Source organism: Methylococcales bacterium (assembly GCA_030949405.1).
GTDB lineage: Bacteria > Pseudomonadota > Gammaproteobacteria > Methylococcales > Methylomonadaceae > WTBX01.
Genome location: JAUZSN010000002.1, coordinates 2,497,983 through 2,522,465, shown reverse-complemented (window position 1 = coordinate 2,522,465; position 24,483 = coordinate 2,497,983). Strand labels below are relative to the sequence as shown.

The window sequence follows — 24,483 nt, the reverse complement described above, 5'->3', positions numbered from 1 at the left end:
ATTGGTTTTTATGGGGTTATCTGGTTGCGCTAGTTTAGGTAAAGGTGTGGCGGAAGCTTTCTTAGAAAAACAAGCCGCCGAGGATGATAGACTCTGTGAAATTTGGGGGGCTGCATTTGAAGGCTTAAAACCCAACTTATATCATTCACGTAATGGAAAAACTAAACTCTTAATGATCCATGGCGTTGGCGATCATTCACCGGGTTATGCCACCGAGTTTGCGGAAAAATTAGCAAAAGAACTTGATTTATCGGTGACCTCAAAACAACATAAGAATATCGAACTAACCTCACCGAGTAATCAAAATAAAAAATTAGGGAATTTAAGAGTTCAGCGTTTTTTAGATAAATCAAAACAGCGCGAGTTATTGTTTTATGAGTTAACGTGGTCAGTGATTACCGCCAAACATAAAGAAATACTCGCCTATGATAATTCAGGGGAATATTCATTTCGTCGCACTAAACTTAACGACATAATGAAAAAGTTTACGAATGATACCGCCCCTGACCCTATTATCTATTTAGGTGAAAGTAGAGAAGATATTCTTACGGCGTTTATTCAGTCATTTTGTTGGATGGCCAGTGGTCATTGGGACGATTTACCCGAAGGATCCTCAAAGGCTTGTTGGTCCGAAAGTTTATCCTCCATAGAGAGCATTCTTAACGATCATTATGCTTTTGTCTCTCATAGCCTAGGAAGTCGAATTATCATTGACGGCTTACAAAAAATTGCTGAAATTTTAGGCAGTAAAGATAAATCCCAGAAAATATCAGAAAAACAAAAAATGATTGCCTTGGCATTACAGCATAAACAGTTGCCCCTTTACATGATGTCAAATCAATTGCCGATGTTACAGTTAGGACGAAGCTTGCCTGAAGTTAATAATCAAAAGTCGGCGTATTGTCAGCCCAAGGGAAAACTGTATTCAGAACGTATGTTATCAAAAACTCCAATTATTGCTTTTAGCGACCCTAATGATTTATTAAGTTATGCAATTCCACCTCAATTTGTGGACAAATATTTAGACTCACGCTTATGTTTTGAAGTCACTAATATTAATATTAATGTGGCCAATGTATTTGATATTTTTGGTCTTGGAAAAGTCGCTAACCCTTTGGATGCCCATATAGGCTATGATACTGATGACCGAGTGATTGGTTTAATTGCACGGGGTATTGGTAATGCGGATACGGCTGAAATTGTCAAAGAGCGTTGCAGTTGGATCGAAACCATTGATTAACGTAGTTGATTAAAAAAGAAGCGATTATCTAAAAATAATTCTTGAAAAATTTTAACGGCTTTAATAGAAGTTACGTTAAAATAGGGTCACTTTTACTTTTTTCCTAGAAAGGACATCTGCTATGTTTATAAAAAAATTACTTCCTTTATTAGCTGGCTGTCTCTTAACAGCTTGCGCAACGAGTCCTACAGGACGAACGCAAATAGCGTTTATGCCCGATGCTGAATTGAATCAAATGGGAGAACAAGCCTTTGAGGAATTAAAGGCTAAACAACCTATTAGTCGAAATGCGAACTACACTCAATTTGTAAACTGTATTGCAAGTGCCTTGGTTCAACAGGTTGGTGGACGTTGGGAAGTGGTGGTTTTTGAAGATAAGACCTTAAATGCGTTTGCTTTACCAGGTAATAAAATTGGGGTTTATACCGGTCTTATACAAATGGTTGATAATCAAGATCAGCTTGCGGCGGTTATTGGTCATGAAATTGGACATGTTTTAGCAAAGCATAGTAATGAGCGTATTTCACAGGAAAGCGCGCTTAAACAAGGATTAAACATCCTTGGTGCGATAGCTCCGCAGTCTACTTTAGGTCAGCTCGGTTTGAGTGCATTAGGTTTAGGCGCGCAATATGGCGTTTTATTACCCTATAGTCGGACGCATGAAAGTGAAGCCGATATTATGGGGATGGACTTAATGGCCAAAGCAGGGTTTGATCCTAGAGAAAGTGTTAATTTATGGGAAAAAATGAGTCGGGCTAGTCAGGGACAGCAAACCCCCGAATTTATGTCAACTCATCCCGCTTATGCAACACGGATACAAGATTTAAATAATCATTTATTGAAAGCCGTACAACTCTACCAACAATCGGCAGGAACTCGACCTAATTGTAATCGTTAAAAGACGTAAGGTTATTAACGATGACGCAGTACTATAATTAAATTTCCCAACTTTTATCACTTAAGAAAACTTATGACAGAATTAGAAAAAATCATTAATGATTCCTTTGAAAACCGTGCAGAAATTACCCCAGCGAGTGTTGGTGCCGAATTACGTGACGCTATTGAAGACGCTATTAATTTATTAGATAACGGTCAAGCGCGTGTAGCTGAGAAAATTGAGGGCGAATGGGTTGTTAACCAATGGTTAAAAAAAGCGGTTTTGCTTTCTTTTAGAATTAATGAAAATCGTGTTATGGAAGGCGGTGCAAATCGTTATTACGATAAAGTTGAAACTAAATTTGGCGCGTATACGCCCGATGATTTTGCAAAAGCAGGGGTTCGTGTTGTCCCGAATGCCAATGCCCGTCATGGGTGTTATATTGCCCCTAATACAGTTTTGATGCCTTCGTATGTGAATATAGGCGCTTATGTTGATAGTGGAACGATGGTTGATACCTGGGTAACGGTCGGTTCGTGTGCTCAAATTGGTAAAAATGTTCATCTATCAGGCGGTGTGGGTATTGGCGGGGTTTTAGAGCCATTACAAGCGGGGCCGACAATCATTGAAGATAACTGTTTCATTGGTGCGCGCTCAGAGGTTGTTGAAGGCGTTATTGTTGAAGAAGGTTCCGTTATTTCAATGGGCGTGTACATTGGGCAAAGTACAAAAATATTTAACCGTATGACAGGTGAAATAACCTACGGGCGTATTCCTGCGGGGTCGGTTGTCGTTTCGGGTAATTTACCGTCTAAAGATGGCTCACATAGTTTATATTGTGCGGTTATCATTAAACAGGTTGATGAAAAAACACGCAGTAAAACAGGATTGAATGAATTGTTGCGTGATTAATTTTTTATATTACTACCTTCGTAGGGTTGGTTAAGCCGACTCTACGGGGGGCAATGATTTTTTTAACTCAATCCAAAAAGTAGACCCTTCATCAACCACCGTATCAACACCAATACGGCCTTCCATCAAGGCCATGAGTTTTTCACAAAAACTCAACCCAATTCCATTTCCTGGAATCGTCGTATTTTTAGCCGATAAGCGTTCAAAGGGTTGAAAAAGTTTTTTCATATCCGCTTCATTAATACCATAGCCCGTATCGGTTACAAAAATCTTAACAATATGCTCATTGATGATGCTTGCTTTTACGGTAACCGTGCCTTCTGGGCGGTTATATTTAATGGCATTAGAAAATAAATTTAAGAGGACTTGATAAATTAAACGTTTATTGGCTTCAACAAAAAAAGTTTCTTCAGGTATCTGGTTAATAAAACGAACGTTTGAATCCTTAAAAGCCCCTTGAGCCGTATGAATACATTGTTCAATGGAGGAAGATAAACAAACCGTGTCCATTTTCGCTTCAATTTTTCCCGCTTCCATTTTTGAAAAACTCTAAAATATTAGAAATCAACGTGTTTAAATGTTCACTAGCCGTATAAATATAATGCACATAATCTAACTGGGACTTTGTTAAGGTTGAATGTGGATTGGTTTCTAGTAATTGAGAAAACCCCATAATGGCATTGAGCGGTGTCCGAAATTCATGACTCATATTCGATAAAAATTCAGATTTTGCGCGACTCACCTCTGTTAATTGTTGACTACGCTGATTAAATAGATCGGCTAATTGTTGAATTTCACTGGCATTAGAGGCATTCAAAAAAATATTTTTACCCTCTTTACTGGTTGATATTTTCCTTAAAGGCCGAATTAAAACACGATTTAAGTACCCTAAAATAAACAGGGTTAAAAAGGTAAAATAAGCGATCATCACAACGCTTAATTGTGAGTAAAGTAAATGTCTTGCTTGAGCAATTTTATCCAATGGAGAGACTAAAATAATTTTCCAATGCGTTTCTGGCATCGTAACAATAGAAACCAATACTGGACTATTGAGAAAATAATCATTGTCTAAAATAAACTGCGTGGGCTTTAAAATTAAAGGCGTATTTTTCTCAGTGGTAATAATATCTGTAATAACCGCCGCTTCATCAAGATTAATTTGATAGCTTTCATCCGCAATTTTTTGGCTAAGTTGTTGATGGGCTAAACTGGCCTCTGGTTTTTTTAAATTTTGAATAGCCGTTGCTATTTCTGTAAATTCGGAATGAGTTTGAATGAATTCCGTTAAATAAAGATAGTCTAGTTTTCCTGAAACCTGTCGTGTCACTAATTTTTCTTTTGGAAATGATAAAAATTTCCCATTTCGATCAAGCGCAAATGCGTAACCCTGTAAAGCTTTGGTTGAGTTTTCTAATAAACTTTTTAAACCGTTTAATTTCAAATCAATCGTACTAACACCATAAAAAACACTACCCTTATACATAGGCGCGGTGACGGTAACCATCGGCTGATTTGAATAGGGATCTACATAAGATTTTGACCAAAAGACCGCATCAGCATTTATATATTTAGCAGGAACATACCATTCTTCATGATGATAGCCTTTCGTTTCAGGCTCGTATCTACTTTAAATCTCAGGGTAAAGATAAAATTTCTAAAATAGATTTGACAACATATCATAAAAGAACGAACATTTACATACTTTGAATATCCACGACCGACAGGCTGAAACTAACGCCATTTATCAAGCGATCGCTCAAATGGAAAGTAGCGAAGCGCAGGATATTGTCAAAAAAATATTCAATCTTATTGAACGCTTAGCCAGTGATAAATTGTCTTTAGAAACTGAATTACAGCAACTTCGTGACGAGGTTAATCGCTTGAAAGGTGAGCAGGGAAAGCCTGATATCAAACCCAATAAAAATAATAAGGGTGATGATATTTCATCCGAAGACGAACGTAAAAAAGCACAAGTTGACGCGCAAAAAGAAACTAATAACGACACTGAAAATACGGACTCGGATAAGAAAAAACGCCGCCGTAAACCCAAGATCCCACGAGTTAAAATCGACCAAACGCTAAAATGCCTACTCGACAAAACTGGCTTGCCTAGCGACTTAGTATCTAAAGGCTTTGCGGAAGTGGTGATTCAAGATATTGTCATCAAAACCAATAATATTAAGTATCTCCGTGAGATTTTTTATTCACCTTCTGAAAATAAGTATTACCGCGCCCAATTGCCTGAAGGCGATCGAGGTCAGGGCGAATTTGGTATTGGAATTCGTAGCTTGATTCCCATGCTTAAGATGATGGGCGTGACCGAAAAACCCATGGTCGGTTTTTTTGAAAATATTGGCATTGTAGTGTCGCCGACTTATGTTTCTCAGCAATGGACAGACGGTTATGACTGGGCGCATCAGGAAAAAAGCGAACTTTATCGCAGCGGTATTCTCAACAGTGATTACGGGCAGATTGATGATACCAGTGCGCGAGTCAACGGTGATAACCACTATTGTCAGGTGGTCTGCAACGACTTGTTTACCGCTTATTTCACCACCAAACACAAAAACCGTTTATCGGTTCTGGACGTGCTGACCGATTATGCGCCACGCCATTATATCTACAATCAACAGGCTCAATCCTTGCTTGACGAGTTCAAGTTAGCTGATAAAGCGCGGGTAAAAGTTGATGCTCAAATACCTGTCAATACAGTGATGAATGAAGCGCAATTTAAGTTGCACTTAGCGATCTTAAATACCTTAGGCGTAAGACAGGCAACGCATGTCACCGAAGCTTGCGCCATTGCCTATTATCAGCAACAAACGGATTTTCCTGTTATTGAAACCTTGCTTGCAGACGATGCGCCGCAATTCAAATTACTGACGGAACATTTGGGGTTATGCTGGATTCACGATGCTCGCCACTACAAAAAACTCCGTCCAATTCTGGAAATACATCAGCAAGCATTAGCCGATTTTCGAGGGCTCTATTGGGAGTATTATAAGGAGTTGCTTAACTATCAAAAAAATCCCTGCCCCGATAAAAAGGCATGGTTGTTAACGCGATTTAATGAATTGTTTGCAACCACAAGCGATTATGAAGACCTCAATGATCGCATCGCCAAAACACTGGCGAAAAAGACCGAATTATTGCGAGTTTTGGAACTTCCGAAATTACCATTACATAATAATGCAGCCGAACTCGGCGCAAGAAGACAAGCGCGTGCGCGAGACATAAGCTTCCAGACTCGAAATGAGAAAGGCACGAAAATCAAAGACAGTTTTATGAGTCTTGCTGAAACGGCTAAAAAACTAGCCGTGAGTTTTTATGATTATGTTTATGACCGAGTTAGTGGTGAATTCAAAATGCCGTCTATGGCGAATCTTATCGCTCAAAAAGCGCAAAGTTTGCAGGTCTGATATTTGTTTTACCCTGAAATTTAAAGTAGATACTCAGGCTCATTATAATCATTATAGTATTCTAACGTTCCTTGTTTATTTTGTCCCCAAAAAAAACTATGTCGTTCTGTATTTTTTTCAAATAAATAGGCTTCTGGCCAAATACCCCCACCGGCAATAAAATCTTGGGCATTATTATAATTAATTAAATTGGGGAGTAATTGTTGGTGTAACGTACTGTCTGTGGGTAGTTTTTCAGAAATTTTTGCTAAAGAAATAGCCAATACTTCTGCATGGCTAATTTGTTCATCTAAACGATTAATAATCCTTATTCCTGTTAGTCGAACTTCTTCATTCATTTCTTCTTGTAGAAGTTCTTTGCCCACGGTATTCAGGATCATAAAAAGTAGTGATGCGGTGAGCAATAGTAGAATAACAAAAACGGCTGGAATTTTAAATAATAAACTTTTTTGAAATGGCGAGGCTTTGGTTTTGTTTTTTGAAGAAAATAGGTTCATTTTATGACGTTAATTTGACGCATGATTACTATGATTTTGATGATATATTAAAAATGTAACCAGCAAGATAGCAGGTAAACCCAATATTGACGCATAAATAAAAAAATATTGATAGCCATAGCCATCAACAATAACACCTGAAAATCCCCCTAAAAATTTAGCAGGTAAGGTCATTAATGAACTAAATAGGGCATATTGAGTTGCCGTATAAGCACTATGGGTCATACTGGATAAATAGGCAATAAAAACAGAAGTTGCAATCCCTCCACTGAGATTATCTGCACTAATAACCATGGCTAATAAACTTAAATTCGTTTGGCTAACGGCTAATAAAGCAAACAGTAAATTAGTCAATGCTACTAAAATAGCCCCTAATAAAAGGGGTTTCATGAGTCCATAGCGAACGACTAAAATACCGCCTAATGATGCCCCAAAAATAGTCATAAAAAAACCGAATACTTTACTAACATCGGCAATTTCTTTTTTACTAAACCCTAAATCTAAATAAAATGGGTTTGCCATTACGCCCATGGTGATGTCACTCATTTTATAAACCGCAATTAACGCTAAAATGGAGAAACCTAATTTACCATTACGGGTAAAAAATTCAACAAAGGGGCAAACGACTGCTTCTGCAAACCATGCGGTTAGGCGTGATAAAGGCGAGTGATTTTTTTCAATGCCTAAACTTTGTTCTAATTTGGCCTCAATGGCTTCCGTGTTATTATTTTTAACGGACTCAGGCTCTTTAATTAACAGGGTTGAAATGAGTCCAACTAACATGGTGGCTGCCATGACTAAATAAGCAATTTTCCAGCTCATAAATTCAGCAATATAAAGTGCGCCTGCACCTGCAACTAAGAGTGCGACACGATAACCGAAGACATAGGTGGCGGCCATTGCACCTTGATATTCTGGAATCACCGCTTCGATACGATAAGCATCAATAACGATATCCTGCGTTGCGGAACTAAAGGCAACCATCACAGCAAATAAAGCAATCTGCTGTAACTGGGTTTGCGTATCACAATACGCCATGCCGACTAATCCTGCGGCAATGCCTAATTGTGCGATTAACATCCAGCTACGTCGTCGTCCTAACCATTTTGTTAATAACGGTAAAGGTAGGCGATCAATAATGGGGGCCCGGGGCCCAAAAAACTTTAATCGAATACGTTAAACCCACCCAACTAAAAAAAACCAATAACAGACCGCGCGGTGCCTTCGTCACGTAACCATGCGGAGAGGGTAGAAAAAACTAATAAAAAAGGCAGTCCTGCGGAAAACCCTAAAAAAATCATTCCCAAGACACGCGGTTGAAAATAAATAGAAAAAGCAGCAGACCAGCTATTTTGAGTTTTCATGAATTTAGTTTTGATATTATAGGTTGGGTTGCATGTTAGGTTTATTTTCATAGACCTAACATGCAACCTAAACGATAATGAAGGTTAACGTTTAACCGTTAACCAAATAATGCGTAAGAATACTCGCAAAATAGCCTAAGGCAATCACAGGAGTCCATTTCATGTGCGTGAAAAAAGTATATTTATGATTGGATTGTCCCATTAAGGCAACCCCTGCCGCAGAACCAACAGAGAGCATTGACCCCCCCACACCTGCGGTTAATGTAACTAATAACCATTGGTATAAGTCCATATCCAGACCCATATTTAAAACGGCGAACATCACAGGAATATTATCAACAATCGCAGATAATCCACCCACTAAAATATTAGCGGCGGTTGCACCTAAGCCATCATACATCGCAACGGATAATAATTCTAAATAACCAATATAGGCTAAACCGCCCACAGAGAACACAACACCAAAGAAAAAGAATAACGTATCCCACTCGGCATCACGAATTTTATTGAAGATATCAAAAGGATTAACTTCTTCTGCTTCTTTTTCAATTAAATTAATTTTATACCCGTAAATCATTAAAATTGAAAGCCCTGCCATCATTCCCATGAAAGGCGGTAAATGTAAGAACTGTTTAAAACAAACGGCGGTTGCAATGGTTAAGGCAAATAAAATACAAATAGTAATTGCACCTTGTTTCATAACAACGGCTTCTTCGTTCGTTGCGAGCGGTTTTTCATCAGGAACCGCTAAATACATGAAAAAAGCTGGAATAATATAGTTAACAACCGAGGGAATAAATAAATTAAAGAAATCAAAGAATTCTGCGTAGCCTGCTTGCCATACCATTAAGGTGGTAATATCACCAAAAGGACTAAAAGCACCGCCTGCATTAGCAGCAACCACTAAATTCACAAAACCAATCGCAATAAATTTAGGGCTATTTGCACCGACGGCGGTTACAACAGCGCCCACTAATAAAGCAGACGTTAAGTTATCAGCAACGGCGGATAAGAAAAAGGTAATAACCCCTGTAATCCAAAACAGTTGTTTATAATTAAATTCTTTTCTAATCATCCAAGAACGCAACGCTTCAAACACATTTCGTTCTGCCATGGCGTTGATATAAGTCATTGCAACTAGCAAGAACAGCATTAATGCAGCATATTCTTTTAAATCAAATTCAATTTCTTCATGCAGCTCTTCAACAGGGACACCTATTGAGGTAGCTAATACAGCGGCATGAGCCCAAATAATGGCAGCCGCTAAGATGACGGGTTTAGATTTACTTAACCCTGTAAACTCTTCTGCCATCACAAAACCATACGCGATGATGAAAACTAATACTGTATAAATACCCCGTTCGGTTCCTGTGAGACCTAAAATATTAGCCCCCTCTTTTTCTTCAATAACGGCAGTGACTAATTCCTCAGCCATACCAAGTTCAGGTAATAAAAACAATGATGCAAAGATCAAAAATAAGCGTAACAAAATAACCTCCTACTGAATAAAGTAGATTAATAAAGGGGAAAAAATTTAACCGTAAATGGTAACATTATATAATAAGCTTTGTCATTTAATGGCTCGCAGTATATTATTATCCTTTCTGTCTTTAATTGCTTGAATAAGCACACTATCAATTCATGTACCAGTATAACGACGACGATCAAACACTTATTAACGAACGGGTTACTCAGTTTAGAGGGCAAACACAACGTTATTTAAAAGGAGAAATAGGCGAAGATGAGTTTCGCGCTTTGCGCCTAATGAATGGCATCTATATTCAAACACATGCCCCTATGTTACGAATTGCAGGGCCTTATGGCTTGCTTTCATCAACACAATTTCGTAAATTAGCCAGTATTGCACGGGATTATGATAAGGGCTACGCTCATATTACGACCCGTCAGAACATTCAATTTAACTGGCCAAAACTGGAACAAATTCCTGATATTTTAGAAGAATTAGCCAGTGTACAAATGCACGCGATTCAAACAAGTGGAAACTGCTTAAGAAATACAACGGCGGATCATTTAGCGGGAGTCTGTACAGATGAACTCGAAGATCCTCGCCCTTATTGTGAAATTATTCGCAAATGGACAATTTTACATCCTGAATTTGCGTATTTGCCGCGTAAATTTAAAATTGCCGTGAGCGCGACCGAACAAGATCGCGCCGCGACGCAATTTCACGATATTGGCGTTCATTTAGTTAAAAATGAAGCGGGTGAAATCGGTTTTAGAATTTTAGTCGGCGGCGGGTTAGGACGGACCCCTGTTATTGGAACTGAAATTAGACCGTTTTTAGAAAAGAAAGATCTACTGTCGTATTTAGACGCTATTTTACGCGTTTATAATCTTAATGGTCGTCGTGATAATAAATACCGAGCGCGGATTAAAATTTTAGTTCGAGAAGCGGGTATTGAAAAAGTGCGGGAACAGGTCGAGACGGAATGGCTAAAAATTAGAGAGGGGATGGAAGTTTCAAGTGAAACGTATGAGACGATGATCGCTCAATTTGCGCCGCCTACTTATGATGAAATTGCGAGCAAGGATGAAAGTTTCAATCCTTTATTAGAACAAGATAAAGCCTTTGCAACGTGGGTTAAGCATAATACGGTAGCCCATCGAGTCGCAGGTTATAAAGCCGTTTTTGTCTCATTAAAAGCCCCTGACTCCCCACCGGGAGATATTACGGATAGCCAATTAGATGCGGTGGCTGATTTGGCAGATAGCTATAGTTTGGGTGAAATTAGAACCACCCACCGACAAAATTTAGTGTTAGCGGATGTCAAACAAGCCGATTTGTATGTGCTTTGGCAAAAACTAGTTCCCTTACAATTAGCAACGCCTAATATTGGAACGGTAACCGACATTATTTGCTGCCCAGGTTTAGATTTTTGCGCGTTGGCAAATGCAGGTTCAATTGGAATCACGAAAGAAATTAACGATGTTTTAGATGATATGGATTACATCCATAACTTAGGCGATTTGAAAGTTAATATCTCAGGGTGTCAAAATGGTTGCGCACATCAAAGTGTGGGACATATTGGCATTTTAGGGGTTGATAAAAAAGGCGTGGAATGGTATCAATTTACCTTAGGTGGTTCGTCTGAAAATGAAGCAGCGATTGGTACGCGTTTAGGTCGCTCGCTGGCTAAAAATGAAGTGGCTACAGCCGTCTCTACTATTTTAGGGGTTTATCTTAACTTACGGGAAAGTGAAGAAGAAAGTTTTTTAAGTACCGTTAATCGTATTGGTATGAACCCATTTAAGGAGAAAGTATATGCAAATCATTAAAGACAAACAACTCGTCGCGAGCCAATGGTCTTATATTTCAGATGATGATGCGTTAGTTGAAGGGGATATTACCGTTTCATTAAACCGCTGGTGCAAAGAAAAACCGTTATTAAAGAAACATTCAGGTAAGGTGGGTGTGCGGGTTGATTCTGACGTGGATATTCTTAGGCTTGCAGAAGATGTGGATACCTTCGCTTTAATTGAACTTAATTTTTCGGCTTTCACCGATGGGCGTGGCTTTTCTCATGCTAGAATATTGAGAAAAGATTTAAATTATCAAGGAGAAATTCGAGCGGTAGGCCGTTATATGGCTGACCAAGCCTTTTATTTATCCCGAGTAGGCGTTAATGCGTTTCAAATGGAAAATGAGGAAGATTTAGTGGTGGCCTTATCCACCTTGAATGATTTTTCAATTAAATATCAAGCCTCAACCGACTAACTTTTATTTCGTAGCGTTGGCATGGCTTACGCTACGAAGTGACCTAACTTATCTTAAATTAATAATGACTCATCGTACCGCGCAAGTTGAACGAAATACACTTGAAACAAAAATTAAACTCTCGATTGATCTTGATGGCACAGGAAAGTCCTCGTTTTTCACAGGCGTTCCTTTTCTTGACCACATGTTAGATCAAGTCGCTCGGCATGGACTTATTGATTTAAAAATCAATTGTAAAGGCGATTTAGATATTGATGCACACCATACAGTTGAAGATATAGGAATCACGTTAGGAAAAGCATTTGCCGAAGCATTAGGCGATAAAAAAGGCCTCTATCGTTATGGACATGCGTATGTCCCTTTGGATGAAGCCTTATCACGTGTTGTTATTGATTTTTCAGGGCGATCGGGATTATATTATGAAGTTGATTTTCCACGTGAATTGATTGGTAATTTTGATGTCGATTTATTTCGTGAATTTTTTCAAGGCTTTGTTAATAATGCAGGGGTTTCGTTACATATCGATAATTTAAAAGGCCGTAATGCCCATCATATCGCGGAGACGGTATTTAAAGCTTTTGGGCGGGCCGTTCGGATGGCGATTACCGTTGACCCTCGCATGGAAGGGATTATTCCATCAACTAAGGGAAGTTTATAATGCCCACCGTTGCGGTTATTGATTATAGAATGGGAAATTTACACTCTATTTCCAAAGCCTTACAGCACGTTTCAGCCAATACCGAGGTTATTGTTACGGATGATGCCGCGCGTATTTTAGCGGCGGATCGGGTTGTTTTACCAGGGGTAGGGGCGATAAGAGAGTGTATGCAGGCATTGAATGACTCTAATTTATCAACCGTTATTCAAGAGGTTATAAAAACAAAACCGTTGCTGGGAATTTGTTTAGGAATGCAGGCTTTATTATCTGTTAGTGATGAAAATAATGGAGTTGAGTGTTTAGATTTTTTCAAAGGAAAAATCATTCACTTTCCTAAAAAATTAACCGATACAAAAGGGGCGGTTTTAAAAATTCCGCACATGGGTTGGAATCAAGTGACGCAACAGCCCCATCCTTTATGGAATAATATTCCTGATAACAGTCGGTTTTATTTTGTGCATAGTTATTATGCATTACCTGACGATGACAGCGTTATCGCAGCAACCACAGACTATCCACACGCGTTTGCTTGTGCCTTGACCCAAAAAAATGTTTTTGCGGTTCAGTTTCACCCTGAAAAAAGTCAAACCGTAGGCTTACAGCTATTAGAAAACTTTTTACAATGGGATGGGGTTTGTTAAGTTGTCCTTTTACTTTTAAACGATTCGGGGTTGAATAGCTTAAGTTATTTTACTTCGCACTATTTTTTTAAGAATAACGTGTAAACTAGATTGTATAGTAAGGGATTCATTTGAACTTATTAATGCAGTAAGGCTACTAAGGAAAGAAATTTTATTTATAGATAACCTTCTATTGGTATTCTATGCCTAAACCTTACACTACCATCAAAGGACAAAAATGTTTTGCTACCATTGTCAAGAAGCTAAAAAAAATAAAGCCTGTGATACCACGGGTATTTGCGGTAAAAAAGCCCCCGTTGCAAGTTTGCAAGATTTATTAGTTTATGTTTTAAAAGGGTTATCTTTTTATGTCATCAAAGCCCATCAAGTAGACATTAAAACGACACGAATTGACTCTTTTACAGCACAAGCTTTATATGCAACGGTAACCAACGTTAATTTTGATTCGGCGGAATTTGTACGTTTAATTAGTGAAACTGTTCAACGACGGAAGGTATTAAGCAAGCAACTAACCCTCCCCACTGATGAAACGATTCCTGACGAAGCGTTATGGGACTATGAGCGTATTGATGAAGCGACTTTTATTGAACAAGGTAACACCTTAAGTGTCCCTACGTTACTCAAAGAAAATGAAGCTTATCATGGCTTACGTGAAAGTTTAGTCTATAGTGTGAAAGGTCTGGCCTCATTAATTGAGCATTCATCGGTACTCGGTTATAAAAATCAAGATTTATATGATTTTGTTCATCAGGCTTTAAATTTTTCGATCAATGAGCATACGGTTGATGAGACCTTAGCTATGAATTTGCATTGTGGAAAATTAGGGCTGGAGGCTATGGCGTTATTAAATCAAGCGAATACCGAAACCTTTGGCCACCCTGTCCCGACTAAAGTTCATACCGATGTTTGGAATAACCCTGCTATTTTAATTTCAGGGCATGATTTACAAGATATTGAAGAGTTATTAGAACAAACGGCGGGAACAGGCGTGGATGTTTATACCCATGGTGAAGCCCTTGTGGCCCATGCGTATCCAAAATTCAAACGCTTTTTTAATTTAGTCGGTAATTATGGCGGCGCGTGGCAAGATCAAAAAAATCAATTTACTAAATTTAACGGTGCGTTAATTGTCACCACGAATAGCCTGCAACAAGCTAAAAAAACTTATCAAGAAAAACTCTTTACCACGGGCATGGTCGGATGGGATGCTATTCCCCATATTGATGATAGAAAGCCCGATCAAACTAAAAATTTTGCAACGCTTATTGAGCAAGCAAAACAAAATCCCCCACCAACCCTATTAACGGATACAACCGTGATAACAGGGTATGGTTTACACAGTTTATTAGCTCTGAAAAAAGAGATTGCGACCGCTATTCAAGCAAGCGAAATTAAGCGTATTATCGTTATTGCGGGATGTGATGGTCGTCATAAAGAGCGTCGTTATTACACTGAATTAGTCGAAGCATTGCCTCACGATTGGTTAATACTAACGGCTGGGGAAACTAAATATCGTTTTAATCAATTAGACTTAGGTGAAATTAAGGGCATTCCCCGCTTATTAGATGCAGGACAAACGAATGATTTTTATGCCATTATTAGTTTTCTACAAAGCTTGCAAACGGAACTAGGGCTAACGGAGTTAAATAAAATGCCCGTATCGTTTAATATTGCATGGTATGAACAACAAACCATTATCATATTTTTAGCTTTATTAGAATTAGGGGTGAAAAATATACGTTTAGGCCCGACACTCCCGCCTTTTTTTAATCAGGATATTTTGGAGAAATTAAGTGACGCATTTGCTTTAAAAGGAATTGATACCGTTGAGGCAGATATTAAAGCGATGTTAAAAGGGCAATAGTTATGTTAAAACAGTTACAACTTAAAAATTTTAAAGCATGGAAGGAACTTGATATACACTTTTCTCAAGTAACGGCTTTATTCGGTGCAAATAACTCAGGAAAAAGTAGTTTAATTCAATTCTTATTGATGTTGAAACAAACTAAAGAGGCAACGGGTAGCGGGGTGGTTTTAAATTTAAATCATGCCCCCACCTTCGTTGATTTAGGAACGTACGAAAATCTTATTTATCAACATCAGGCTCAATTACCACTAAGCTGGGTTATTGATTGGAAACCGACGAATCATTCAACGTATATTCAAACGCAAGCAAGCGTTAATTTAGCTCAACAACAACTTCAACTCCGCTCATTAGGGTATAAAACCACGCATACGTCGTTTGAATTAAATTTAAATTCACGGGGGCATTTTGATTTCATACAAAATGAAAAATTTATCAAGCAGGTTTTACACCCTGTTAAAACCCATCTTTTTCCGAATGAATCCCAAATAGATTTAGTCTCTAATTTTTTAAGAGTCTTTGAATTTGAGTATGAACAGATGATGGACGGAATTTACTATTTAAGTGCGTTACGTGAACCGGTAAAGAGAGAATATCAATGGTTTTCCTCTAACCCTGTGGGTGTTGGATTTCGAGGGGAGTGGTGTATGGAGGCTATTTTATCGGCCACTATTTGTAATGAAATGAGGCTATTAAACGATAAATTAGAACCCTTTTCCGTCATTATTTCGTATTGGTTAAAGAAATTAGGATTAGTCGATCAATTTTCGATTAAAGAAATGGCCCCTCATTCTAATTTATACCGTCCTTTGGTTAAAAAAACCAATAATAGCACCGAGTTTTTTTTAACCGATGTGGGGTTAAGTGTTTCCCAAGTCCTTCCCGTCCTCGTCTTGCTTTATTATGTTCCTGAAGAGAGTACGGTTTTAATCGACCAACCTGAAATTTATTTACACCCATCCATTCACAGTGGTTTGGCTGATATTATTTTGAATGTTTCTAAACAGCGTAATATTCAAGTCATTATTGAAAGTCATAGTGAGCATTTATTACGGCGCTTTCAAGGTCGTGTTGCCGAAAAAAGTTATTCTGTTGATGATTTAAAACTTTATGTTTGTCGTAATAATGACAAAGAATCCAGCGTAACGGATTTAAATATTAATGAATTAGGCGAAATTGAACAGTGGCCTAATCATTTTTTTAATGAATAAAGGGCTGAAATAACAGTGACAGATAAGGCCGTGTTGAAGCATAAAAAATTACAGCTAAAGGTTTGTCAATAAAAGCCCTGACGTGAAATAATATCGTAACAAAACCCTAACCCTCAAATAAAAAATATGAATTTTAAAATAATATGCTTTGATTGTGATAGTACCTTAAGTCGTATCGAAGGAATAGACGAGTGCGCCAAAGCCGTTAATTTAGGCTTAGAAATGGCAAAATTAACCAATGCAGCGATGAATGGTGAATTGCCTTTAGAGGATATTTATCAAAAACGATTAGATTTAATTAAACCGAATCAAGCGGCAATTAAATCGTTAGCCGACCTTTATATCAGTGAAATGGTTGATGGCGTTGAAGAGGTGTTCAAAACTTTACACGAACAAGGGAAACAAATTCATATTATTAGTGGAGGTTTACGCCAAGCAATTTTACCTTTAGCCGCCCATCTCAATGTTTCTGAAGACCATGTTCATGCCGTGGACGTTTCTTTTCATGAAGATGGTCGTTATCAAACCTTTAATCAGCAATCGCCTCTTGCTAGAACAGGCGGTAAAGCCGAAATTTGCCAACAAATTAATGCAGATCCTGAAAATATGGTACTCATTGGGGATGGTAAAACAGATTTAGAGGCCCAACACGTGGGGGTTAAAGTGATTGGTTTTGGGGGCGTGATGAGGCGAGAAATTGTTGAGCAACAAGCTGATTTTTATGTTACTGATAAAAATATAACCGCTATTTTAAAATTTATTTCATAAGCGTTTAGTCGATAAGCTCGGCTCAAAATGTTAAAATCCTTCTATCTTAAAACCGCTTTTGAAAGCATTAACTACAGAGAAAAACCATGGCAGGACACAGTAAATGGGCGAATATAAAACACCGTAAAGGCGCGCAAGATGCAAAACGTGGGAAAATTTTTACCAAAATAATCCGTGAAATTTCAGTGGCCGCAAAGGCAGGGGCCGACCCTGCAAATAATCCGAGTTTACGCGCAATCATTGATAAAGCACTGGGTGCTAATATGAAGCGTGATACCATTGAAAATACCATAAAAAAAGCAACGGGAACCCTCGAAGGCGTTAATTATGAAGAGGTTCGTTATGAAGGTTATGGGCCAGGTGGAATAGCGGTTATTGTCGATTGTTTAACCGATAACCGTAATCGAACCGTTGCGGAAGTACGTCATGGGTTTGCTAAAGCAGGCGGAAACTTAGGCACAGATGGTTCTGTTGCGTATATGTTTAATAAAGTAGGTATTATTAGCTACAGCAAGGATGTTGATGAAGATGATTTAATGGAAGCGGCGATGGATGCGGGGGCCGACGATATTATTACGCATGATGAGAGTATTGAAGTCATGACCGCCTCTGAAGAGTATCTTACGATTAAAGAAGCTCTGATTGCCGCAGGTTTTGAGCCTGAAAACTCAGAAGTCACGATGCAAGCTAAAAATGAAACGGAGCTGGATCTGGCGACGGCTGAAAAAATGTTACGTCTCATTGATCGGTTAGAAGATTTGGATGATGTGCAAGAGGTTTATTCTAATGCTCATATTAGTGATGAAATTTTAGAACAAATTCCAGACGAATAAACGAACCTTGAAACAAAAAAAAGTATTTTTTTTCCCAATTAACAAAAGTGATTTTACTATGACTGTATTTACGTGGCCTGTCCGAATTTATTATGAAGATACGGATGCGGGGGGGGTGGTTTATCATGCAAATTACTTAAAGTTTTTTGAACGTGGCCGAACTGAAATGTTACGGGAAAAAGGTTTTGAACAAGATCAATTGAAAATTAATGAAGGCATTATTTTTGCTATTCGTTCACTAACGATTGATTATTTAAGTCTGACTTTTTTTAATGATCTGATTGAGGTGCATTCAAAAATTAGTTGTCTCAAAAAAGCCAGTCTTATTTTTGACCAGTCCATACATCGTGGGGACACCCTCTTATCGAAAGCAACGATTACCGTCGTTTGTTTGGATGCAAAAACAATGCGCCCCAAAGCTCTTCCACAGACATTGTTAGCAGAATTTCAATAAAAAGGTAACGGCGTGAGACCGTGTGTCTCAGAGTTTTAGGACATAACGTAAGGTTTAATGAATAAATACCGACGATGCAGTGTATCGCATCGCAATAATAATCGACCTCATCCCTGTGAAATTTTGTCGTGTACAGAGTTTTAACGCAAAAAATAATAATAAACTTATGAATATTGACCTTTCCATTCTTCATCTAATTAAAGAGGCAAGTCTTGTTGTCCAACTTGTCATGCTGATTTTATTAGTCGCCTCTGTTATTTCATGGATGTTTATTATCTCTAAACGTCGTGAGTTAAAAAAAGTTATTCGTATTACCGATGAGTTTGAAAAAGAATTTTGGTCAGGCATAGAACTCACCGAGCTTTATAAAAAATTAACGGCTAACGAGTTTGAATCCGAAGGGATTGAGAAAATTTTTCTGAGCGGCTATAAAGAGTTTTCTCGAATGCGTCAAAAAGGGGATGTTGAACCTGTTGTTTTAGTGGAAAGTGCGCAAAGAGCGATGCGAATCGAATTAACACGCGAACTAGATCGACTGGATGAAGCCTTACCTTTTCTAGCAACCGTGGGGTCTACAAGTCCTTATGTTGGCTTATTTGGCACTGTTTGGGGAATCATGAACGCCTTTCGTTCATTAGTTAATGTTCAACAAGCGACCTTAACTCAGGTTGCCCCAGGGATTGCTGAAGCCTTAATTGCCACCGCTATCGGATTATTTGCCGCGATTCCTGCGGTTATTGCGTACAACCAGTTTTCCACGCGGGTTGATCGTCTAGCCAGTCGTCATGAAATGTTTATTGACGAATTTATTATTTTATTACAACGATTGGCGCATAACAAATGAGTACACGTCATCCCCGAAGAAAACCGATGTCCGAAATCAATGTTGTCCCCTACATTGATGTCATGCTTGTTTTGCTGGTCATTTTTATGGCAACCGCCCCTCTGCAACAGCAAGGGGTTGAAATTGATCTACCTATTACTAAAGGCAATCCGATTGAACAAAAAGCCAGCCCTAGCGTTATTATTACGATAAAAAAAGAGGGCCAGTATTATTTAAGTGAAAATGGGGCCAAAGCTATTTTACTCACCGATGACGCTTTAATTTCAAAAACAGTGACCCTTTATAATGATAATACCCAATTACAAATTTATATTCGTGGCGATAAAGGCGTAAATTATGGTCGTGTTGTTCGAATTATGAGTGCCTTAAAACAATCAGGGATTGCACATATAGGGTTAATGACCTCGCCTGAAGAGTAAGGTGATGAAATATCGTTTCGAGTTTTTAGTGGCCTTTATTTTTCATTTAGTGTTGATATTTTTTCTCGCTATTCGTTTTAATTTAGAACCTGAAATAGGCACAACAGAGCCTATTGCCCCTATACAGGCGGTGATGTTTGATGAGGCTGAAATTGAACAACAAATTGAAGCCTTTAATCAGCAACCAGAAATTGAAACGCAAAAAAATGAACCTGTTTTTATTCCGTTACCCGTTGTTAACTCTAAAAAAATAGAGGAAGAACAGGCAAAACAAAAAGCAGAAGAGGCCAAACAAGCGTTAATACGCTTAGCCGAATTAGAAACACAACAACGCCAAAAAGAAGAGAACGCTCGATTAGCCGCACGTGATGAAGAAAATATATTTGCGCAACAACAAGCGGAAGCTGCTGAAAAAATACGTCTTGCACAGCAGGAAATGGAACGTCAGCAAGAAATTGAAAATGATTTATTAGCTGAGTATGAAGAAGCCCAGCAAATTAAAGTAGAGCAAATAGCCCGTGAAGAAGAGATTAAAGAACGTGCGGCATTAAAACAGCAAGAAGAAGAAAAAAAAGCCTTAGAAGAAACATTGGAAGTGATTAAAAAAGAAGTGGCCTTGCTCGCTGAAAAAGAAAAGCAAGCCGCTGATTTGCAACTGGCGGAGGCAAAACATCAACAGGTGTTAGCTGAAAAAAAACAACAGGAGCAAGTAGAAAAGCGTAAGCAACAAAAGATTAGGGAACAAGCAGACCTTGCTGAACAACAAAAACAACAAGCCCTACGAATTAAAAAGCAAGCACAAGTTAAAAAAGACGCTGAAAAAAAAGAGGCCACACGTTTAGCCAACGTTAAACAGCAAAAAAAGCAAGCTGCAGCACGTTTAGCTAAGATAAAACAGTCAGCCAATAAAACCGAAGAAAAAAAACGTCTTAAAGAATCCATTGCGGCGGATATGGCCAGTCGAGGGTCTTCTTCAGAAACAAACAAGAGGGAAGATAAACGTAAGGAATTGGCAAAAAAAACCGCTCGTGAAAAATCTGCTCAAGAAAAAATAAAGCGTGAAAAATACCAACAAGCAGAAAATAAAGAGGCCAGTGCGGCGACAGAAGATGCTCAAAGGCAAACACAGCAAATAGCCGCAGCGAGGCAGGTAAAAATTGAACAAGACATTTCAAAATTCACTCGCAATCTTCAACGAGTGTTAAAAGCAGGCTGGGTTCGTCCTATCTCAATGTCTCAAGGATTAGCTTGTGTGATTCGTGTTAAATTAATCTCAACAGGGAAAGTGACTCAAGCCACGATTGAAAAAAGTAGCGGTGATTCCTTTTTTGATCGCTCAGCTTTAAATGCGGTTCATAAAGCCAGTCCCCTGCCGATTCCAAGTGATAAAGCGTTATTTGAAGAACAATTTAAATCATTTACCTTTACCTTTAGACCTGAGTAAAGTTCACCCCAATTAAGGAAATCGCTCAATGAAACATTTACAACTTTTTGGCTTTATCGTTTTATGGGGAATTTATTCACCGTTTATTCAGGCTGAATTAAATATTGATATTACCAAGGCCTTTGAAACTAAAGTTCCTATTGCCGTTTCGCCTTTTGGTTCAAGGACGACCTTACCTGAAAATATAGCTGCGATTATTAATGATGATTTAAATCGCAGTGGTTATTTTAAAACCTTGGCCGAACAAGATATGTTGACGCAACCGACCTCAGCCAGCCAAGTGCTGATGCGAAATTGGCAGATTTTAGGACAAGAATATTTATTGGTGGGTCATATTCAACCGATCAATAAGAGCTATAAAATTTTATTTCAATTGCTCGATGTTTCTAAAAATGAGCAAATTATGGATTATAAAATTATTGCAAAACGAAAAGGATTACGGCGTGCGGCCCATCAAATAAGCGATTTAGTCTATGAAAAGCTCACAGGAAATAAAGGTGTATTTGGTACAAAAATTGCTTTTGTGAGCAGTGATAATAACCTTAATAAGCGGTCTTATCGTTTACATATTGCAGATGTTGATGGCTACAACACGCAAACGATTGTGTCATCAACAGAACCGATCATGTCGCCTGCATGGTCACCTGATGGCAATAAAATAGCGTATGTTTCATTTGAAAATCATCGTGCGGCCATTTTTGTACAGATTTTAACCACAGGAGAGCGTATCAAAGTAACCTCCTTTCCTGGCATTAATGGTGCGCCTGCGTGGTCGCCTGATGGTAATCAATTAGCCCTGACCTTATCTAAAGCAGGCTCGCCTAATATTTATATTTTAAATTTAGCGAGCAAGCAATTAACTCAACTAACACATAATACGGGGATTAATACCGAACCTACTTGGTCGCCTGATGGGCGAACACTGGTCTTTACCTCGAATCAAGCAGGGGGGAAACCCCAACTTTATAAAATAGGTTATCAGGGTGGGAAGTCAACACGCCTAACGTTTAAAGGGAGTTATAATGCGAGTGCTAGTTTCTCACCGGATGGTCGTAGTATTGCAATGGTTCATGCAAATGGGGAAAATTATAAAATTGCAGTGATGAATCTTAGAACGGGGTCAGTTAAAACCTTAACTTCGGGTAGTTTAGATGAGTCGCCTAGTTTTTCAAGTAACGGTGCGATGGTTTTATATGCAACGCGGCAAGGAGGGCGAGGGGTTTTATCGGCGGTTTCAATTGATGGTAGAATTAATCAAACACTGGCGTTTAAAAACCCAGAAGTACGTGAACCTGCATGGGATCCCTAGGATAAAAGATAAAAATCGGCACTGTATGCCTTTGAGTTGGATTTAAATATTTGATGCTCAACAAGTTGAATTTATTCATTTTTAAGCGGTATTTTTTATTTTAAACTAAGCAGATACCTGTTTATTTTCTAATCTTTACGACTCTACGTTTAATATTTACTATACTTAGGAGAAGAAATTCAACTGAATTCAAATTTTTTTTTAACGCATACTCAGCAGCCCTTAGCGGTGAATTTTTATCGCTAAGGGCGTGCATAAAATTGAGAATAGACTTTTTTAGGTCGTTAATGTCACTTAAAAAATAGACTTTAGACCCTAACGATGACCGCTTTATTTGTTGTTAACAAATAAAACGGACATTATAATTAACCATATTTCAAACTATAGAGTGGAAATAGAAAGATGAGGATAAAAAAAACAGCGATCACCTTAGCTTTAATGGCAACCATTTTATCCGCTTGTAGCTCTACAAATAATACAGACCCAGGATTTATTGATAATGGGGTTCCCGATGCTTCAATAGAGAGCTATAATGCTTATGGGAATAACGCGGTTAGTGATTCTGGAACAGCAAAATATGGCTCTTCATTACAAGAAACTCAGAGTCCAAAACACACAATGGGTGATAATGCGGCAACATTCGCACCAGAGACTATTTACTTTATGTTTGACAGTAGTGAAGTTCAATCTCAATTTATCCCTATTATAAATAAATACAGCGACTATTTACGTGCAAACCCTAATAAAATTATTGTCTTAGAAGGTCATGCCGATGAGCGTGGGTCGCGTGAATATAATATTGCCTTAGGCGAAGAAAGAGCAAAATCAGTTGCAAGAATAATGGAAGCAGGCGGCGTTTTTAGAGGTCAGCTAGAATTTGTTAGTTATGGCGAAGAAAAACCTGCTTCATTTGGTCATAACGAATCCGCATGGCGTCTTAATCGTCGTGTTAATTTAATCTATTAGAGGAACTAACTCATGAAACTATCACCCATTACCCTTCTATTAACCGCCTGTGCAAGTGTAAGTACAGCTTATGCAGCTCTACCGCCTGTTTTAGATAGCTCAGTGGCTTATCGTGCGGCTATGCTACAACCTGCGACGGCAACCGATACAGCGGCGAATCAACTTATCGCGCGTTTAGATAAATTACAAGTAACTATTGCAAATCTTCAAGCAACCGTTAATCAACAAGCTGTGGCTATTAGTGGATTACAACAAGTTCAAAGTGCGGTGAACACGAATGTTGATGCGCGATTAAATACATTAGCGGTCAAAGCAAGTAAGCCTGTCGCGCCTATCATCATTTCTAATATTCCAGTTGCTGCTAAAGCGGCTATAGCTGTGGCACCCGCAGCATCAGGAAGTGAGCAACAACGTTATCAAACGGCGTATGCAACGTTAAGATCGGGCAGTGTTGATTTAGCGATGATTGACTTTCAAAATATCATCAAAGATTACCCTACAGGTTCACTTGCGGATAATGCTCAATATTGGTTAGGTGAAGCCTATTTACTGAAAGGTAAGAAAGATGATGCAATGCAAGCCTTTGATAAAGTGGTTTTAACCTACCCTAAAAGCAATAAAGTTCCTGATGCGTTGTTAAAACTTGGGTTTGTTCAGTTAAGCTTAAAAAACAAGGCAAAAGCTAAAGAGTATTTAGACTATGTTATTTTGACTTACCCTAAATCAAATGCCGCTAAATTAGCGATTCGTAAAGCGGGTCAAGCAGGCTTATAATTCTTATTTAGTGATAAATTATCTGCGCCTAGCCTAGATTTTTTATTCTCTATAAGGTGAAATAAACACTGTAGGCTTGCCTACAGTGTTTATTTGCTTAACAGGTTACTCAAAAATGTGTCTATTGCGACACCGAATACATCTTTACGGAGGGGAAATTATCCCTGTCTCAAATTTAGCCACGTTGAAAACAATACCCCTTATAGAGTAAAGTAACAACGAAAGCTAGAGATCGAAGGTCATTCTATTAAAA

At 38.4% G+C, this 24,483-nt stretch carries 25 protein-coding genes; 19 read left to right on the top strand and 6 right to left on the bottom strand.

The features are described from left to right. Positions 1-10 precede the first annotated feature (10 nt). From Q9M50_12985 to dapD, 3 genes are all read left to right on the top strand, one after another. Positions 11-1,240 carry a hypothetical protein gene (locus Q9M50_12985; GenBank protein MDQ7091526.1) on the top strand — a complete coding sequence of 410 codons (1,230 nt, stop codon included), beginning with the start codon at positions 11-13 and terminating at the stop codon, positions 1,238-1,240. Positions 1,241-1,361: 121 nt separating this feature from the next. Continuing rightward, a complete protein-coding gene (locus tag Q9M50_12980) occupies positions 1,362-2,138 on the top strand; it encodes a M48 family metallopeptidase (GenBank protein MDQ7091525.1) in 777 nt (258 codons plus the stop codon). Positions 2,139-2,210: 72 nt separating this feature from the next. Then, positions 2,211-3,029, top strand: a complete 819-nt coding sequence (gene dapD / locus Q9M50_12975; protein MDQ7091524.1) for a 2,3,4,5-tetrahydropyridine-2,6-dicarboxylate N-succinyltransferase — start codon at positions 2,211-2,213, stop codon at positions 3,027-3,029. A 30-nt stretch (positions 3,030-3,059) separates the two neighbouring features. On the opposite strand, the gene Q9M50_12970 is transcribed toward dapD, so the two are convergent. Next, positions 3,060-3,566, bottom strand: coding sequence for a HAMP domain-containing sensor histidine kinase (locus Q9M50_12970; protein ID MDQ7091523.1), 507 nt, complete (start codon positions 3,564-3,566; stop codon positions 3,060-3,062). After that, positions 3,547-4,533, bottom strand: a complete 987-nt coding sequence (locus Q9M50_12965) for a histidine kinase dimerization/phospho-acceptor domain-containing protein (protein ID MDQ7091522.1) — start codon at positions 4,531-4,533, stop codon at positions 3,547-3,549. The genes Q9M50_12970 and Q9M50_12965 overlap by 20 nt, the downstream gene beginning before the upstream one ends. Positions 4,534-4,732: 199 nt before the next feature. On the opposite strand from Q9M50_12965, the gene Q9M50_12960 reads away from it, so the two are divergent. Further along, complete coding sequence (locus Q9M50_12960; GenBank protein MDQ7091521.1) at positions 4,733-6,448, top strand: transposase; 1,716 nt, start codon at positions 4,733-4,735, stop codon at positions 6,446-6,448. A 20-nt stretch (positions 6,449-6,468) separates the two neighbouring features. Here Q9M50_12960 and Q9M50_12955 read toward each other — a convergent pair whose 3' ends face one another. The 4 genes from Q9M50_12955 to nhaD all read right to left on the bottom strand — a co-directional run bounded on the left by Q9M50_12955 (position 6,469) and on the right by nhaD (position 9,744). Continuing rightward, on the bottom strand, positions 6,469-6,945 hold the full coding sequence (locus tag Q9M50_12955; protein MDQ7091520.1) for a hypothetical protein: 477 nt from the start codon (positions 6,943-6,945) through the stop codon (positions 6,469-6,471). Between the two features lie 9 nt (positions 6,946-6,954). Beyond that, entirely contained in the window at positions 6,955-8,025 is a 1,071-nt protein-coding gene (locus tag Q9M50_12950) for an MFS transporter (GenBank protein ID MDQ7091519.1), read from the bottom strand. A gap of 110 nt (positions 8,026-8,135) precedes the next feature. Then, complete coding sequence (locus tag Q9M50_12945; GenBank protein ID MDQ7091518.1) at positions 8,136-8,309, bottom strand: hypothetical protein; 174 nt, start codon at positions 8,307-8,309, stop codon at positions 8,136-8,138. Between the two features lie 91 nt (positions 8,310-8,400). Further along, entirely contained in the window at positions 8,401-9,744 is a 1,344-nt protein-coding gene (nhaD, locus tag Q9M50_12940; GenBank protein MDQ7091517.1) for a sodium:proton antiporter NhaD, read from the bottom strand. A gap of 206 nt (positions 9,745-9,950) precedes the next feature. Here nhaD and Q9M50_12935 point away from each other — a divergent pair, with 206 nt between their 5' ends. From Q9M50_12935 to ybgF, 15 genes are all read left to right on the top strand, one after another. Beyond that, positions 9,951-11,606: a nitrite/sulfite reductase gene (locus tag Q9M50_12935; protein MDQ7091516.1), complete on the top strand. Its 1,656-nt coding sequence runs from the start codon at positions 9,951-9,953 to the stop codon at positions 11,604-11,606. Then, positions 11,593-12,045 (top strand): DUF934 domain-containing protein, encoded by a 453-nt coding sequence (locus Q9M50_12930; GenBank protein MDQ7091515.1) that lies wholly within the window; start codon positions 11,593-11,595, stop codon positions 12,043-12,045. The genes Q9M50_12935 and Q9M50_12930 overlap by 14 nt, the downstream gene beginning before the upstream one ends. 64 nt (positions 12,046-12,109) lie before the next feature. Further along, positions 12,110-12,703, top strand: coding sequence for an imidazoleglycerol-phosphate dehydratase HisB (hisB, locus tag Q9M50_12925; GenBank protein MDQ7091514.1), 594 nt, complete (start codon positions 12,110-12,112; stop codon positions 12,701-12,703). Continuing rightward, positions 12,703-13,344: an imidazole glycerol phosphate synthase subunit HisH gene (gene hisH, locus Q9M50_12920; protein MDQ7091513.1), complete on the top strand. Its 642-nt coding sequence runs from the start codon at positions 12,703-12,705 to the stop codon at positions 13,342-13,344. The genes hisB and hisH overlap by 1 nt, the downstream gene beginning before the upstream one ends. A 217-nt stretch (positions 13,345-13,561) precedes the next feature. Next, entirely contained in the window at positions 13,562-15,208 is a 1,647-nt protein-coding gene (gene hcp / locus Q9M50_12915) for a hydroxylamine reductase (GenBank protein MDQ7091512.1), read from the top strand. A gap of 2 nt (positions 15,209-15,210) precedes the next feature. Beyond that, positions 15,211-16,419 carry an AAA family ATPase gene (locus Q9M50_12910; GenBank protein ID MDQ7091511.1) on the top strand — a complete coding sequence of 403 codons (1,209 nt, stop codon included), beginning with the start codon at positions 15,211-15,213 and terminating at the stop codon, positions 16,417-16,419. A gap of 126 nt (positions 16,420-16,545) precedes the next feature. Beyond that, positions 16,546-17,187, top strand: a complete 642-nt coding sequence (locus Q9M50_12905; protein ID MDQ7091510.1) for an HAD-IB family phosphatase — start codon at positions 16,546-16,548, stop codon at positions 17,185-17,187. An 86-nt stretch (positions 17,188-17,273) separates the two neighbouring features. After that, on the top strand, positions 17,274-18,020 hold the full coding sequence (locus Q9M50_12900) for a YebC/PmpR family DNA-binding transcriptional regulator (protein ID MDQ7091509.1): 747 nt from the start codon (positions 17,274-17,276) through the stop codon (positions 18,018-18,020). A gap of 58 nt (positions 18,021-18,078) precedes the next feature. Further along, positions 18,079-18,474, top strand: a complete 396-nt coding sequence (gene ybgC, locus Q9M50_12895) for a tol-pal system-associated acyl-CoA thioesterase (protein ID MDQ7091508.1) — start codon at positions 18,079-18,081, stop codon at positions 18,472-18,474. Between the two features lie 166 nt (positions 18,475-18,640). Beyond that, positions 18,641-19,318: a protein TolQ gene (gene tolQ / locus Q9M50_12890; GenBank protein MDQ7091507.1), complete on the top strand. Its 678-nt coding sequence runs from the start codon at positions 18,641-18,643 to the stop codon at positions 19,316-19,318. Then, entirely contained in the window at positions 19,315-19,737 is a 423-nt protein-coding gene (gene tolR, locus Q9M50_12885; protein ID MDQ7091506.1) for a protein TolR, read from the top strand. Before tolQ ends, tolR begins: the two co-directional genes overlap by 4 nt. A 4-nt stretch (positions 19,738-19,741) precedes the next feature. Continuing rightward, on the top strand, positions 19,742-21,181 hold the full coding sequence (tolA, locus tag Q9M50_12880) for a cell envelope integrity protein TolA (GenBank protein MDQ7091505.1): 1,440 nt from the start codon (positions 19,742-19,744) through the stop codon (positions 21,179-21,181). 28 nt (positions 21,182-21,209) lie between these two features. Beyond that, on the top strand, positions 21,210-22,490 hold the full coding sequence (tolB, locus tag Q9M50_12875; protein MDQ7091504.1) for a Tol-Pal system beta propeller repeat protein TolB: 1,281 nt from the start codon (positions 21,210-21,212) through the stop codon (positions 22,488-22,490). A 402-nt stretch (positions 22,491-22,892) separates the two neighbouring features. After that, the gene (locus Q9M50_12870) at positions 22,893-23,456 is read left to right on the top strand and encodes an OmpA family protein (GenBank protein MDQ7091503.1); all 564 of its coding nucleotides are present in this window, start codon (positions 22,893-22,895) and stop codon (positions 23,454-23,456) included. Between the two features lie 12 nt (positions 23,457-23,468). Further along, positions 23,469-24,230, top strand: a complete 762-nt coding sequence (gene ybgF / locus Q9M50_12865) for a tol-pal system protein YbgF (GenBank protein ID MDQ7091502.1) — start codon at positions 23,469-23,471, stop codon at positions 24,228-24,230. The last annotated feature ends 253 nt before the right edge of the window (positions 24,231-24,483 follow it).